We start from the raw sequence: 15,303 nt of genomic DNA, 5'->3' as shown, positions 1-15,303 counted from the left end.
GCGGAGACCCGCGCCGGTGTTCTGTCCCTAGCCAGCCGCCGGCTCAGAGGTTCTGCTTTTCCACCCGGAAGATCTTGCCCGAGGCAATCGCCACCAGCGCGGCGGCAAAGCTGAACAGCGCGCCCATCTTGGCGGCATCCTGCACCGGCCCGGCATTGAAGGCGACCGAGGCGACAAAGAGCGAGACGGTAAAGCCGATCGCCGCGACAAAGCCGATCACCACCAGATCGATGATCCGCATACCCTGCGGTATCCCCAGCTTGAGCGGCTTGGCCGCGACCCAGCCGAACAACAGGATGCCCACCGGCTTTCCGATCAAGAGCCCGGCCAGCACCAGCCAGGTCGCCGGCCCGATCGACGAGAATTCGACCCCGGCGTTGAACAGGCCAAAGAAGAACAGGACGATCTCGACCGGGTGCTTCAGCGCATGTTCGATCATGTTCAGCAGATCGGTGAGATATTGCTCGGCCTCGGAAAAGATGCCGAAGGCGCGATCGGCATGCGGGATCGTCGGCACGATGGGCAGCAGCCCAAGCGCCGGGTGCAGGCCGGACATCATGAAACCGTACCAGCTGGCACAACCGGCCAGCAGATAGGGCCAGAACGACAGGGTTTTGCGCACCCAGGTCGAGGCCGGCCGGTCCTGATTGCCCTGGTCGAGCCGGCGCGGCAGCCAGTTGGCCAGCAGAAAGACCGCCAGCGCGGCGCCAAGCGACAGCAGCAGCCATTCCGGCGCCAGCTCGCCCGACGGATAAAAGACCGCGAGAATGATCAGCCCGGCGGCATCATCGGCGATGGCCAGAAGCAACAGGAACCGCACCGCCGGGTGACCGGCGCCAAAGACCAGCCGCCCGATCAGATAGGAAAAGGCGATGTCGGTCGCGGTGGGAATCGCCCAGCCATTGGCCACGGCACTGTAGGTCTCCGACCCCATGACGGCCGCAAGACCCAGATAGACGGCAATCGGCCCGAACATGCCCCCGGCGGTGGCAAAGAGCGGCGTGGCGGCCTTCTTGCCGCGCAGGCTGCCGTTCTCGAGGATCACCGCTTCCCAGACTTCCTTGGCGGCGATGGCAAAGAAGAAGGCCATGAGCAGATCGTTGACCAGATAGTGCAGCGTCAGGGTGCGACTGCCCTCGCCAAAGACGAATTGCGCGCCATCCGCCCCGGTGTACACCTCGGCGCCGGCGGCCACCATTTCGGCAAAGGCCGGATCACTCGCGGCGATTTCGGCGGCGTGATATTCCCCGATGGGCGCGTGATCCCAGATCACGAAATCGACAAAGTAGTGGTAGGTGTCGGCCCAGTAGTGCGGATCGCCCGCCACCGGGGCGATCAGGTCCAGATTTGCCCAGACCAGCGCAATCAAGGCGCCAAAGATCAACAGCAGCGAATAATTGGTCAGAAAATTCCAGACGCGATACATGTCTTCCCCGGCCCTTCCCCTGTTTGTGGTTTTCGACGTACCTCAAATACCCCCGCGCCGCAACGCAAGCCGGGCGAAATCGGCCTGCAAGCCTTTCAAATGCGTTTTGACAATCCGAGCCATTGCATCGAACAGGCACGTTCCAGCTTCGGGGTCACCATTGGCCTAAACTTCGGTGACACGCTTGAGCGTGGCCATCAGGCTGTGAAACTTTTCGCCCTGAATCGCCACATGGCCGCGCAGCGTCTCGGCCGCCGCCACCGGGTCGCCGGCCTCCAGCGCGTCGAGGATGGCCTTGTGTTCGGCCATGGACTGCGCCATGCGGCCGCGCAGCCGCAACTGTTGACGACGAAAGGGTTTCAGGCGCCGGTGCAACTCGTTGGCCTCTGTGGTCAGGTAGCTGTTGCCGGATTGCTCATAGATGACCCGGTGGAACCGCTCGTTCTCGGTGTAATAGCCATCCGGGTTCTGACAGTCGACGGCGGCCTCGCATTTCACATTGGCATCCTGCAACGCCGCCAGGGCCTCGTCGGAAATGCGCATCGCGGCAAGGCGGCCGCAGACCGCCTCGATCTCGGCCATCGCCTCGAACATTTCGATCAGCTCGACAGGCCCCGGCTGGCGCACAAAGGCGCCCCGACGCGGCACCAGTTCGACCAGCCCGGAACGGGCCAGCCGCTGCAAGGCCTCTCGGAAGGGCGTGCGCGAGACCCCGAATTGCTCGGCCAGACGCACCTCGTCCAGACGGTCGCCATCGGAATAGGTCCCGTCGAAAATCCGCTCTTCGAGCGCTTCCGCAATGGTATCGGCACGCCGTTGCTCCATGTTATCTGTATAGGCGCGCCGGCACGTCGAACGCAAGAATGCCCGTCTTGTATACAAAAATCTTGACCTGAAATACATCGTATGGTTGGCTGCGGCTGTCCCGGCCCTGCCGGGTCCGACATCCATGGCCGGCTGCCCCGCGTCCGGCCGGCCGCGTGAGGGGAGTTGTGGCATGACCCTGCTGGCGGACCTTCTGTCCACCGTCTTTGAACGACGCTACCGCCGTGACGCGCCGATAGCGGCCGAGGATGGCCGTCCGCTGACAGACCTGGCCATGGCGCTGGTCGGATCGGCCAGCGAGACCTCGGGGCTGGCGCTGGCGAGCGAAATCCTGGCCCGCTTCGGCGCGCTCGACGACAATCGAAAGCTCGAGTTCTTCCGCTTTCTCGCCAGCTCGATGAACATCGATCCCGAAGCGGTCCGCACCCGGCTCGACGCGTACGAACGCGCCCCGTCAAAGTCCAGCTATCGCGCCTTTGCCGAGGCGGCCGAACCGCGCCGGCAGGAGCTGATCCGGCGCCTGAACCGGGTTCAGGGCGCTACCGGCGAACTGGTCAAGATGCGCGCCGATCTCTTGCGGCTCGGGGGGACCGAACCGGAGCTTGCGGCACTGGATCTGGATTTCCGCCACCTCTTCGCCTCTTGGTTCAATCGCGGCTTCCTGGTCCTACGGCCGATCAGCTGGGAAAGCCCGGCGCATATTCTGGAAAAGATCATCGCCCATGAGGCGGTGCATGCCATCGACAGCTGGTCCGAGCTGCGCCGCCGGCTCGAGCCGACCGACCGGCGCTGTTTTGCCTTCTTTCACCCGGCGATGCCGGATGAGCCGCTGATTTTTGTCGAAGTGGCGCTGACAACCGGCATCCCCGGTTCGGTGCAGGCGCTGCTGGCCGAAGATCGCCTGCCCCTGCCAGCAGCCGAGGCCGACACCGCAGTGTTCTATTCGATCTCCAATTGCCAGGCGGGGCTGGCCAGCATTTCCTTCGGCAATTCCCTGATCAAGCAGGTGGTCGCCGATCTGGCGGCAGAACTGCCGGGGCTCAGGACATTTGTCACCCTGTCGCCGATCCCCGGCCTGACCCGCTGGCTCGACCAGGAAAGCCTGAGCTGGAGCGTCGACGACCCGACGCGGATGAAGACGCTGGCTGCGCATTACCTGCTTCACGCCAAATCCCGCGGCGGCCTGCCCTCTGATCCGGTCGCCCGCTTTCACCTTGGCAATGGCGCCATCGTTCAGGCGGTCCATGCCGATGCCGACACCTCTGACAAGGGCCGCGCGCAATCCGGCGGCGCAATGGTGAACTACCTCTACGATCTCGCCCGCGTCGAAGCGAACCACGACGCCTATGTCATCTCCAGAGAGGTCATGGCGGCAAAAGACGTCAGGGCGCTGGCAGATGCCGCAGATCTTACTACGACCCAAGAAAGCTGACCCATGGCGAACCCCCTTTACGATGGTCTGTTCGGCGCGCATGCCGGCAAATCCACCCCTTTCCTTCGGCTTGCCGACGGGCAGGTCATCACGCACGGCGCCTTTCTCGAGAGCGCCGCGCGGATCGCCAATGTCATGGCCGATCTGGGGCTGGCGCCCGGCGACCGGGTGGCGGCCCAGATCGAGAAATCCCCCGAGGCGCTGGCGCTCTATGCCGCCTGCGCGCAGGCGGGGCTGGTGTTTCTTCCGCTCAACACCGCCTATACCGCCGATGAGATTCAGTATTTCATCGAAAACAGCGGTGCTTCGCTGATCGTTTGTGACGGCAGGAGCGACGCGACCCTCGCCCCGATGGCCGGACAGTTCGGCGCCCGGATCGAGAGCCTGAACGGCGACGGCAGCGGCAGCCTGATGGATAAGGCCCGCACCATGCCGGCAGAATTTGCCACGGTGCCGCGCACGGCCGACGACCTCGCCGCCTTTCTCTATACCTCGGGCACGACCGGGCGCTCGAAGGGGGCGATGCTGACCCAGGCCAACCTGCTGTCGAATGCCCGAACCCTTGTGAAGGAATGGCGTTTCACCGCCGATGACGTCCTGCTGCATGCGCTGCCGATCTTTCACACCCATGGTCTTTTCGTGGCCACCAATGTCGCTCTGGCGGCGGGCAGCAGCATGATCTTTCTGCCGAAATTCGATCTCGACCAGGTGATCGCGGGTCTGCCCGAGGCCACGGCGATGATGGGCGTGCCCACCTTTTACACCCGCCTGTTGAACGACGATCGTTTCACCCGCGATCTTACGGCGCATATGCGGCTGTTCATTTCCGGCTCCGCGCCCCTGCTGGCGGAAACCCACGTCCAGTTCGAGAGCCGCAGCGGCCACCGCATCCTCGAACGCTACGGCATGACCGAAACCAACATGAACACCTCGAACCCCTATGAGGGCGAACGCCGCGCCGGCACCGTGGGCTTTCCGCTGCCGGGCGTCGAGCTCAAGATCACCGATCCCGAGACCGGCAAGACCCTGCCCGACGGCGAGATCGGCCAGATCGAGGTGCGCGGCCCGAATGTCTTCAAGGGCTATTGGCAGATGCCGGAGAAAACCGCGGCAGAGCTGCGCGACGACGGGTTTTTCATCACCGGCGATCTCGGCCGGATCGACACTGACGGCTATGTCCACATCGTCGGCCGCAACAAGGATCTGATCATTTCCGGCGGGTACAATATCTACCCCAAGGAAATCGAACTGGTGCTCGACGACCAGCCCGGCGTGCTGGAAAGCGCGGTGATCGGCGTGCCGCATCCCGATTTCGGCGAAACCGTGCTGGGGGTGATTGTGCCCGAGAAAGGCGCCGCCCCCGACACCGAGGCGATGATGCAGGCGGTGCAGCAGGCACTGGCGCGGTTCAAGCATCCGCGGGCCCTGGTCATGCTAGACGACCTGCCGCGCAACACTATGGGCAAGGTGCAGAAAAACCTGCTGCGCGACAGCTACAAGGACATGTTCGCCGGCTGAGTCTTGCCCTGCCCCGGTGCCGTCAGGCCTGGGCCACCACCACTTCGGTGCCCCAGCTGCGGCAGGCGGCGGCAAGATCGCGCGGCAGCGCCTTGTCGGTAAAGAAGCTGTCGACATCCGCCAGCGACGCGATCCGGGCCGGGGCGGTGCGGGCGAACTTGGTGTGATCGGCCACCAGAAAGGTCTTGCGCGACTGGCGCAGGATGGTGCGGCTCACGCTCACCTCCTGGATGTCGAAATCCATCATGTCGCCATCGGCATCCAGCGCCGAACAGCCGACGACGGCCAGGTCGAACTTGAACTGGCTGATGGTGTCGGTGGCGAGATTGCCGACCAGCCCGCCATCGGTGCGGCGCAGATGGCCGCCAGTGACGATGATCTCGCAATCGGGGTTGGCCGCGAGGATATTGGCGACATTCATGTTGTTGGTCACCACCATCAGCTTGGTGTGATGCAGCAGCTCCTGCGCCACCGCCTCGGTCGAGGTGCCGATGTTGAGAAACAGCGAGATGTCGTTGGGAATGCGCGCGGCACAGGCGCGGGCGATGGCGAGTTTCGCCGCAGGGTTGAGTGAGCGACGTTCCTCGTAAACGATATTTGTGGTACTTGAGGGCAGCACTGCCCCGCCATGCACCCGTTCGAGTCGCCCGGCATCGGCCAGGTCGGACAGGTCGCGCCGAATGGTCTGCAAGGTGACGCCGAAATGTTCGGCCAGATCTTCGACGGTGACCTTGCCTTCACGACGGGCGATTTCAAGGATTTCCGGATGCCGAAAAGTTTGCGACATTCTTTTCGTTTCCTTTCGATATGCCTCAATCGAATGCCGACCGGAGGACATCTACGTAACATACCGTCAAAACCGCAAGACTGACAACAACAAAGCCCAGGATTCGACCGGATACCGGGGCCGTTTTCGCTTTGACATGGGGAAGATCCCCATGTTTGACAGAGCTTTGCGCGAAATCGAACACTAACGAAAACAAAACCGTTGAAAAACGCGCATCCCTGTGTCAGAACTGAGGCAACAAGCGTGAAGGGAGAACCGCGTTGTCGCATCACGACACAGATGGCCCGACAGACCTGTTCGTCATCGGCGGCGGCATCAATGGCTGCGGCATTGCCCGCGACGCCGCCGGCCGCGGGCTGAGCGTCACCCTGGCCGAGATGAACGATCTCGCCTCGGCCACCTCGTCGTCATCGACCAAGCTGTTTCACGGCGGCCTGCGCTATCTGGAATACTTCGAGTTTCGGCTGGTACGCGAGGCGCTGATCGAACGCGAGACCCTGCTGCGCGCGATGCCGCACATCAGCTGGCCCATGCGTTTTATCCTTCCATATCATAAGGATATGCGGTTTGAATCGGAAACGCCGACGTCCCGGCTGCTCGGGCTTTTCATGCCCTGGATGAAAGGTCGCCGGCCGGCCTGGCTCATCCGTCTCGGGCTTTTCATGTATGATCATCTGGGCGGGCGCAAAATCCTGCCGGGCACCAGAACCCTGTCGCTGAACGACAGCAAGGAAGGCGCGCCGCTTCAGGATCGGTTCGACAAGGCCTATGAATATTCCGATTGCTGGGTCGAGGATTCGCGGCTTGTCGTGCTCAACGCCCGCGATGCCGAAGCCCGGGGCGCCCGGATCCTGACCCGGACCAAGGTGCTTTCTGCGGTGCGCGAGGGTGACCTGTGGCGCGTGGAAACGCAAAACACCGAAAACGGCGAGATTCAGACCCACCTCGCCCGCATGCTGATCAATGCGGGCGGCCCCTGGGTCGGCGATATCATCCAGACCAAGGTGCGGATCAATTCGCGCGAGGGCGTGCGCCTGGTGCGCGGCAGTCATATCGTGACCAGACGGCTCTATGACCACGACAAATGCTATTTCTTCCAGGGCACCGACGGACGGATCATCTTTTCGATCCCCTATGAGACCGATTTCACCCTGATCGGCACCACCGATGCCGATCACCCCGATCCGTCGCAAAAACCGGTCTGCACCGAGGAAGAACAGCGCTACCTGATCGACTTTGCCAACCAGTATTTCGCCAAGGCCCTCAGCCGGGACGATATCGTCTGGACCTATTCCGGCGTGCGGCCGCTTTATGATGATGGCGCCTCGAGCGCCACGGCGGCGACGCGGGATTACACGCTGAAGGTCGATGCCGAAGGCGGCGCGCCGGTGCTCAACGTCTTTGGCGGCAAGATCACCACCTATCGCCGGCTGGCGGAAAGCGCGCTGGAGCAGATCGACAGCCACCTGAACGTCGGCAAAGGCCCCTGGACGGCGGGCGTGCCGCTGCCCGGCGGCGATTTCCCGGTCGATGGCGTCGAACGCATGATCGCCGACCTGCAATCGCAATACGGCTTTCTCACCGATTTCTGGGCGCGCCGGCTGGTGCGGGCCTATGGCACCGACGCGGCCGTCATGCTGGGCGCGGCGCAGACGGCCCAGGATCTCGGCCGCGACTTCGGTGCCACGCTGACCGAAACCGAGGTGGTCTGGCTGATGACCCGTGAATACGCCCGCACCGCGGAAGACGTGGTGTGGCGGCGCAACAAGCTTGGCCTGCGCATGAGCGAAGCCGAGATTGAAAACCTACACGACTGGATGGCGGAAAACCGTCGATCCAGCACGGCTGCCGCTTAACATTCAAAGAGCCGGACGGCGGACCCCGCCCAACCGGCCACAAGCGGCACGACAGATTACCGGGCTGAGCGGATACCGCCAGTCCGCCGCCACCACGGCGAACCAGGGAGGAGACAAGCGCTATGACGCTGGAATTGAAAGGCGTGTCTAAATCGGTTGAGGGTCAGGTCCATATCCACCCCACCGATCTCACGCTGAAAAACGGCACGATGAACGTACTGCTCGGGCCGACATCATCGGGCAAGACCTCGTTGATGCGGCTCATGGCCGGTCTTGACGTGCCCAACACCGGTCAGATTTTCTGGGAGGGCAAGGACGTCACCGGCATGCGGGTGCAGGACCGCAAGGTCGCGATGGTCTATCAGCAGTTCATCAACTACCCGTCGATGACCGTCTACGACAATATCGCTTCGCCGATGAAGCTGATGGGCGCCGATGCCAAGGAGATCGACCGCCGGGTGCGCGAAAGCGCCGAGCTGATGCAGCTTACCCCGATGCTCGACCGCAAGCCGCTGGAGCTTTCCGGCGGCCAGCAGCAACGCTGCGCCCTGGCCCGCGCGCTGGTCAAGAACGCCGGCCTGGTGCTGCTCGATGAGCCGCTGGCCAACCTCGATTACAAGCTGCGCGAAGAGCTGCGGGTCGAGATTCCGAAGATCTTCGAAGCCTCGGGCTCGATCTTTGTCTATGCCACGACCGAGCCGGAAGAGGCGTTGCTGCTCGGCGGCAACACCGCGACGCTGTGGGAAGGTAGGGTGACACAGTTCGGCCTGACCCCCGAGGTCTATCGTCAACCGGTCGATGCCACCACTGCGCGGGTGTTCTCGGACCCGCCGATGAACTTCCTCGATGTCACCAAATCCGGCAACGAGCTGCAATTCGGCGAAGGCCAGAGCGCGCAGGCCAGTGGCCAACTGACGCAATTGCCCGATGGCCGCTATACCGCCGGCTTCCGCCCCAACCACTTGGAAATCAGGAAACATTCCGACAATGCGATGCAATTCGCGGCGCGGTTGTCAGTGACCGAGTTGACCGGTTCGGAAACCTTTGTGCACCTCGATCACTTCGACGAGCGCTGGGTCGGGCTGATCCACGGCGTGCACGATCTGCAACGCGGCGAAAGGCTCGATGTCTGGCTCGATCCGCGTCACGTCTACATCTTTGGCGAAGACGGCAAGCTGATCGCGCCTGCCGCCTATGCCTTGGCAGCCTGAGGAGATCGACCCATGGCCAAGATCACGCTCGACAACCTCGCGCATTCCTATCTACCGAAACCGCAATCCGAAGACGATTACGCGTTGAAGGAGCTCAACCACGATTGGCAGGACGGCGCCGCCTATGCGCTGCTCGGCTCGTCCGGCTGCGGCAAGTCCACCCTGCTCAACATCATTTCCGGCCTGCTGCGCCCCAGCCAGGGCCGCATCCTGTTCAACGACCGCGACGTCACCGACGCGCCGACGGCAGAGCGGAATATCGCGCAGGTGTTCCAGTTTCCGGTGGTCTACGACACCATGACGGTGCGCGACAACCTGGCCTTTCCGCTGCGCAACCGCGGACGAGACGAGGCCTATGTGGCCGAACGCGTGCAGGAAATCGGTGCGATGATCGGCATGGAGCACATGCTCGACCGCCGCGCCCGAGGCCTGACCGCCGATGCCAAGCAGAAGATCTCGCTCGGCCGCGGCATGGTGCGCAAGGACGTCAACGCGCTGCTCTTTGACGAGCCGCTGACGGTGATCGACCCGCATATGAAATGGGAGCTGCGGACCCAGCTGAAAAAGCTGCACCACGATTTCGGCCACACGATGATCTATGTGACCCACGACCAGACCGAGGCGCTGACCTTCGCCGACAAGGTGGTGGTGATGTATGACGGCCGCGTGGTGCAGATCGGCACCCCGGAAGAGCTGTTCCAGACGCCGGAGCATACTTTCGTGGGCTATTTCATCGGCTCGCCGGGGATGAACGTGATCCCGGCCGAGGTCAACGGCGCCACCGCCCATATCGAGGGCACCGAACTGCGGCTCAAGCGTGGTTACGGCGATCTCAGCGGCAAGGTCGAGCTGGGCGTGCGCCCGGAATTCGCCCGCCTCAGCCGCACCGAGGGCCTGCCGGTCACGGTGCGCCGGGTCGAGGATGTCGGCCGCCACAAGCTGGTGCGGGCCGAGGTCTTTGGCCATGACATCAACATCATCGCCGACGAGGATGACGACGTCAGCGCCGACATGACCCACGTGGTCTTTGATACCGATTTCGTGAACGTCTACGCCAATGACTGGCGGGTGCCGGGGGAGGCCGCATAATGGAAAAGACAGTCAACCAAAAGGCCTGGTTTCTCGTCCTGCCAGTGCTGATCCTCGTGGCGTTCTCGGCGGTGATCCCGTTGATGACCGTCGTCAATTATTCGGTGCAGGACACGTTCGGCAACAACCAGTTCTTCTGGGCCGGGCTCGAATGGTTCGCCGAGATGCTTGAATCCGAACGGATGTGGAACGCGCTGGGCCGGCAGCTGATGTTCTCGGCCATCATTCTGGCGATCGAGATCCCGCTGGGCATCTACGTGGCGCTGCATATGCCGAAAAGCGGCTTCTGGTCGTCCTTCTGCCTGGTGCTGATGTCGCTGCCGCTGCTCATCCCGTGGAACGTGGTCGGCACCATCTGGCAGATCTTCGGCCGCGTCGATATCGGCCTGCTGGGCTATACGCTGGATGCGCTCGGCATCTCCTACAACTACACGCAGGACACGCTGGACGCCTGGATCACCATCATCGTGATGGATGTCTGGCACTGGACCTCGCTGGTGGCCCTGCTGGCCTTTGCCGGGCTGAAATCGATCCCCGACGCCTATTATCAGGCGGCCAAGATCGATCAGGCCAGCCGCTGGAAAGTTTTCCGCTTCATCGAGCTGCCCAAGATGATGGGCGTGCTGATGATCGCCATCCTGCTCCGGTTCATGGACAGCTTCATGATCTATACCGAGCCTTTCGTCGTCACTGGCGGCGGCCCCGGCAATGCCACCACGCTCTTGTCGATCGACCTGGTGAAAATGGCGCTGGGACAGTTCGACCTCGGTCCGGCGGCGGCCTTCTCGATCATGTATTTCCTCGTGATCCTTCTGGTCAGCTGGGTGTTCTACACCGTGATGACCAACCTCGACAAACAGGAGGGCTAAGGATGGGTTTTCCCGACAGAGTCACCGTCATCCTCGGGCCTGACCCGAGGGCCTCCCAGCCAAGAGTTCCCCGGGTCAAGCCCGAGAACGCCGCAAGCAACAAGGGACCGCTGCAATGACCGATACCACCTCTGCCCCCGGCGCGGCCTCGATCCCCGGCAACGTCACCGACAGCACCGCCACCAAGACCCGCCGCAAGTTCCGGCCCAACGGCTCGCTGATCGTCATGACGCTCTATCTGCTGTTCATGCTGCTGCCGATCTATTGGCTGCTGAACATGAGCCTGAAGACCAACTCGGAGATCCTGAACACCTTCACCCTCTGGCCGCGCAACCTGACGCTGGCCAACTACCAGACCATCCTGACCGATCCGGCCTGGTATCTGGGCTACGTCAACTCGATCATCTACGTGACGATCAACACGGTGATCAGCCTCGTTGTGGCCCTGCCCGCAGCCTATGCCTTCAGCCGCTATCACTTCATGGGCGACAAGCACCTGTTCTTCTGGCTGCTGACCAACCGTATGGCGCCGCCGGCGGTCTTCGCCCTGCCCTTCTTCCAGCTCTACAGCTCGGTCGGGCTCTTCGACACCCATATCGCCGTGGCGCTGGCGCATACGCTGTTCAATGTGCCGCTGGCGGTCTGGATCCTCGAAGGCTTCATGCGCGGCGTACCCAAGGAGATCGACGAAACCGCCTATATCGACGGCTACAGCTTTCCGAAGTTCTTCGTGAAGATCTTCATGCCGCTGATCGCCTCGGGCATCGGTGTGGCGGCCTTCTTCTGCTTCATGTTCTCCTGGGTCGAGCTGCTTCTGTCGCGGACGCTAACCACCGTCGACGCCAAGCCGATCGCCGCCATCATGACCCGGACGCAGGGCGCCGCCGGGATCGACTGGGGCGTGCTGGCCGCCGCCGGGGTGCTGACCATCGTGCCCGGCGCCTTGGTGATCTACTTCGTGCGCAACTACATCGCCAAGGGCTTTGCCCTGGGGAGGGTGTGATGCAAAGTTTCCTTAACCCTTCGCATGTCACCCCCGGGTCCAGCGGGTGGATGATACCCGCGCGGGCGGCCAAATGCCCCCAGATCATACCCGGGAACGAAGGCGCAATTCTCAAATCTATCGCAGGGGAGGACAACTAATGGACTGGATGGCATGGACCTGGCCGACGGCGATCTTCTTTATGGTCATCGCCTCGCTGCTCATCACCTTCACGATCCTCGCGATCAAGTTTCCCGAGACGCCGCGCACCGGCATCCTCAGGATCGAAACCACACGGGGCGACCGCCTCTTCATCACCCTTCTCGGCTCGGCCTTCATCAATCTGGCCTGGCTTGGATTGGTCGGCGCAAACCAACCTTATGCGCTGATCGTCTGCCTGATCTATGCCGCAGCGGTGTTCCGCTGGGTGTAACAGGCAACCGGCGACGCCCCGAGGGGACCTGAGAAACCCCACAGGGCGCCGTCTTCGAAGCAACCAAGTTCCTACAATTGGGAGGAAAATTATGAACTTGAAGTTGAAATCAACCACATCCCTGGCAATGGCCCTGTCATTGCTCGGGAGCGCCGCCTTCGCCGGCATGGAAGAGGCAACAGCCTTCCTTGACAGCGAAATCGGTGATCTGTCGTCGCTGAGCCGCGCCGATCAGGAAGCCGAGATGCAGTGGTTCATCGATGCCGCCGCACCGATGGCCGGCATGGAGATCAAGGTGGTGTCGGAAACCATCACCACCCATGAATACGAAAGCCAGGTGCTGGCCCCGGCCTTTACCGCGATCACCGGCATCAAGGTCACCCATGACCTGATCGGCGAAGGCGACGTCGTGGAGAAGCTGCAAACCCAGATGCAATCGGGCGAGAACATCTACGACGGCTACATCAACGATAGCGACCTGATCGGCACCCACTGGCGTTATCAGCAGGCGCGCAATCTGACCGACTGGATGGCCGGCGAAGGCGCGGATGTGACCAACCCCGGTCTCGATCTCGACGATTTCATCGGCACGCAGTTCACCACCGCGCCCGATGGCAAGCTCTATCAGCTGCCCGACCAGCAGTTCGCCAACCTCTACTGGTTCCGCTACGACTGGTTCAACGACGAGAAGAACAAGGCCGATTTCCAGGAACAGTTCGGCTACGAGCTTGGCGTTCCGGTCAACTGGTCGGCCTATGAGGACATCGCCGAATTCTTTACCGGCCGTGACCTGAGCCACATGGGTGTCGATGGCGAAGTCTTTGGCAACATGGACTACGGCAAGAAAGACCCGAGCCTCGGCTGGCGCTACACCGATGCCTGGATGTCGATGGCCGGCATGGGCGACGTCGGAGAGCCCAACGGCCTGCCGGTCGACGAATGGGGCATCCGGGTGAACGAGAACTCGCAGCCCACCGGTTCCTGCGTCGCACGCGGCGGCGCCACCAACGCGCCTGCCGCCGTCTACGCGGTGACCAAGGCGATCGAATGGCTCGAGAAGTACTCGCCCCCGGCCGCCGCCGGCATGACCTTCTCCGAGGCCGGCCCGATCCCGGCGCAGGGCAATGTCGCGCAGCAGATGTTCTGGTACACCGCCTTCACTGCCGCCACGGTCGAGCCCGACCTGCCGGTGATGAACGAGGACGGCACGCCGAAATGGCGCATGGCCCCCTCGCCGCATGGCGTCTACTGGAAAGACGGCCAGAAGGTCGGCTATCAGGACGTGGGCTCCTGGACGCTGATGAAATCGACCCCGGTCGACCGTGCCAAGGCGGCCTGGCTCTATGCCCAGTTCGTCACCTCGAAAACCGTGGACGTCAAGAAGGCGCATGTCGGTCTGACCTTCATCCGCGAGTCGACGATCCAGCACGACAGCTTCTCTGAACGTGCCGACAAGCTGGGCGGTCTGGTGGAATTCTACCGGTCGCCCGCACGTGTCGCGTGGTCGCCCACCGGCACCAACGTGCCGGATTACCCGAAGCTGGCACAGCTCTGGTGGCAGAACATCGGTGACGCCATGTCCGGTGCGAAAACCCCGCAGGAAGCGCTCGACAGCCTCTGCGCCGACCAGGAGCGCGTGCTCGAGCGTCTGGAACGTGCCGGCATCCAGGGCGACATCGGCCCGGTCATGAACGAGGAAATGGAACCGTCACACTGGCTGAGCCAGGATGGCGCGCCCTATGCCAAGCTTCAGAACGAGGACGAAGAGCCCGAGACGATCGCTTATGACGAGCTGATCAAGTCCTGGCAGTAACCTGACTCTCCGGCCGGGGCCCTTCGGGGCCTCGGCCAATTGCCTGCGGCCGGACCGGCCCGAATGGACATGGCCCCGCCGACCTGTCCGGCGGCGCCTCGCGTGTATTCCGGCGATACCCGCATGTATTCACCATCCGCACCGAAGCGGCATATGGCGGTGAAACAGAACTATCCAAAATCGTGACCGGCAAAGGCGAGCGGGTGATTTACGGGCACGCGCTCAGCAGAAGCACATGCTTCGATAGCTGGTGGATTCTCGATCTGCGCGCCTTCCGCGCAGCGCTGATTCGGCAGGCCACCAACAGCCAGCCCATTCGCTGCGGCGACAAGCGCAACGCGGAGGGGACCGCATTCAAGTGCTCTGATATCCGCTCGTTTCCTGCTAGCCCGCCTTTGGTGGTGGCGAGTTCGGGTTTCTGGTAGCGGGCGAGAGCGTAACCATTCGTGAACACATTTCTGTCATGCCTTGGCTAAAGGTGGGGTTTAATCCTATATTGAGGAAAAGCATGAAAATGCGGGGTGGAGAAAATGTCGGTTACACTTAGCAGGAAGCACTTCAAGAAGGGTTTTGATGACACTCTAACCCTTAAGCACCTGCGCAACGCTGCGGGATCAATGTTCGGAGACCGTAGCCAAGTGCGCGTCGAAGGCCAAGATATGAAGAGTGAAAAGCGGTCCGTAGTTTTGGTGCGCTGCAACAAGACTTGGCATGTCAAACGAGCCTCTTGACCCCGAAAATTCGACGGACAAACAAGAGGGCGCAGGCGAAACCCGCGTCCTCAACATAGACAATCTTCACCTTCACGCCAATGAGATAGACTCCTTGCGGCGACTTGCTGATAAAGACCCCGAGCTTGCCAGAATTGTAGTCAATCAGAAGGACAGATTCAGCCGCAGGGACCATGGGTCGTACCGGTTCGGCGTTGTTGCTGCAGTTGTATTTATCCTAGGGCTAATGGTGACACTCTCCTTTGTGCTTGTCGAGCTAGGGTTGCTGCTTTCGCTCATCATGTTGGTCATGACCTGCCACGGAACTTTCATCCAACCGCGACCGGAGCCC

Annotated in this window: 13 protein-coding genes; 10 read left to right on the top strand and 3 right to left on the bottom strand. The window is 62.2% G+C overall.

From position 1 onward, the window contains the following. Window positions 1-43: 43 nt before the first annotated feature. Together PVW49_RS20450 and PVW49_RS20445 are read right to left on the bottom strand one after the other, a co-directional pair. Window positions 44-1,426, bottom strand: a complete 1,383-nt coding sequence (locus tag PVW49_RS20450) for a Na+/H+ antiporter NhaA (protein ID WP_074837489.1) — start codon at window positions 1,424-1,426, stop codon at window positions 44-46. A 165-nt stretch (window positions 1,427-1,591) separates the two neighbouring features. Continuing rightward, complete coding sequence (locus PVW49_RS20445) at window positions 1,592-2,251, bottom strand: GntR family transcriptional regulator (protein WP_274591428.1); 660 nt, start codon at window positions 2,249-2,251, stop codon at window positions 1,592-1,594. Between the two features lie 172 nt (window positions 2,252-2,423). On the opposite strand from PVW49_RS20445, the gene PVW49_RS20440 reads away from it, so the two are divergent. Both PVW49_RS20440 and PVW49_RS20435 read left to right on the top strand, forming a co-directional pair. After that, entirely contained in the window at window positions 2,424-3,683 is a 1,260-nt protein-coding gene (locus PVW49_RS20440) for a malonyl-CoA decarboxylase (RefSeq protein WP_274591427.1), read from the top strand. Between the two features lie 3 nt (window positions 3,684-3,686). Continuing rightward, window positions 3,687-5,201 carry a malonate--CoA ligase gene (locus tag PVW49_RS20435; RefSeq protein ID WP_274591426.1) on the top strand — a complete coding sequence of 505 codons (1,515 nt, stop codon included), beginning with the start codon at window positions 3,687-3,689 and terminating at the stop codon, window positions 5,199-5,201. A 22-nt stretch (window positions 5,202-5,223) separates the two neighbouring features. Here PVW49_RS20435 and PVW49_RS20430 read toward each other — a convergent pair whose 3' ends face one another. Next, the gene (locus PVW49_RS20430; RefSeq protein WP_274566113.1) at window positions 5,224-5,988 is read right to left on the bottom strand and encodes a DeoR/GlpR family DNA-binding transcription regulator; all 765 of its coding nucleotides are present in this window, start codon (window positions 5,986-5,988) and stop codon (window positions 5,224-5,226) included. A gap of 260 nt (window positions 5,989-6,248) precedes the next feature. On the opposite strand from PVW49_RS20430, the gene glpD reads away from it, so the two are divergent. The 8 genes from glpD to PVW49_RS20390 all read left to right on the top strand — a co-directional run. Further along, window positions 6,249-7,844 carry a glycerol-3-phosphate dehydrogenase gene (glpD, locus tag PVW49_RS20425; RefSeq protein ID WP_274591425.1) on the top strand — a complete coding sequence of 532 codons (1,596 nt, stop codon included), beginning with the start codon at window positions 6,249-6,251 and terminating at the stop codon, window positions 7,842-7,844. 122 nt (window positions 7,845-7,966) lie between these two features. Next, on the top strand, window positions 7,967-9,055 hold the full coding sequence (locus PVW49_RS20420; protein ID WP_048529119.1) for an ABC transporter ATP-binding protein: 1,089 nt from the start codon (window positions 7,967-7,969) through the stop codon (window positions 9,053-9,055). A gap of 12 nt (window positions 9,056-9,067) precedes the next feature. After that, window positions 9,068-10,144, top strand: coding sequence for an ABC transporter ATP-binding protein (locus tag PVW49_RS20415; protein ID WP_274566115.1), 1,077 nt, complete (start codon window positions 9,068-9,070; stop codon window positions 10,142-10,144). Then, entirely contained in the window at window positions 10,144-11,013 is an 870-nt protein-coding gene (locus tag PVW49_RS20410) for a carbohydrate ABC transporter permease (protein WP_048529116.1), read from the top strand. Before PVW49_RS20415 ends, PVW49_RS20410 begins: the two co-directional genes overlap by 1 nt. 115 nt (window positions 11,014-11,128) lie before the next feature. Further along, the gene (locus tag PVW49_RS20405; RefSeq protein ID WP_074837483.1) at window positions 11,129-12,016 is read left to right on the top strand and encodes a carbohydrate ABC transporter permease; all 888 of its coding nucleotides are present in this window, start codon (window positions 11,129-11,131) and stop codon (window positions 12,014-12,016) included. Window positions 12,017-12,155: 139 nt separating this feature from the next. Next, window positions 12,156-12,428 carry a DUF2160 domain-containing protein gene (locus PVW49_RS20400; RefSeq protein ID WP_048529114.1) on the top strand — a complete coding sequence of 91 codons (273 nt, stop codon included), beginning with the start codon at window positions 12,156-12,158 and terminating at the stop codon, window positions 12,426-12,428. 91 nt (window positions 12,429-12,519) lie between these two features. Then, window positions 12,520-14,241, top strand: a complete 1,722-nt coding sequence (locus PVW49_RS20395) for an ABC transporter substrate-binding protein (protein ID WP_274566116.1) — start codon at window positions 12,520-12,522, stop codon at window positions 14,239-14,241. A 711-nt stretch (window positions 14,242-14,952) separates the two neighbouring features. After that, a partial coding sequence (locus PVW49_RS20390; protein WP_274591424.1) for a hypothetical protein occupies window positions 14,953-15,303 on the top strand: 351 nt, incomplete at its 3' end.

The organism is Marinovum sp. PR37 (assembly GCF_028807375.1).
GTDB classification, from domain to species: domain Bacteria; phylum Pseudomonadota; class Alphaproteobacteria; order Rhodobacterales; family Rhodobacteraceae; genus Marinovum; species Marinovum algicola.
This window is presented reverse-complemented; position numbering and strand designations above follow the sequence as displayed.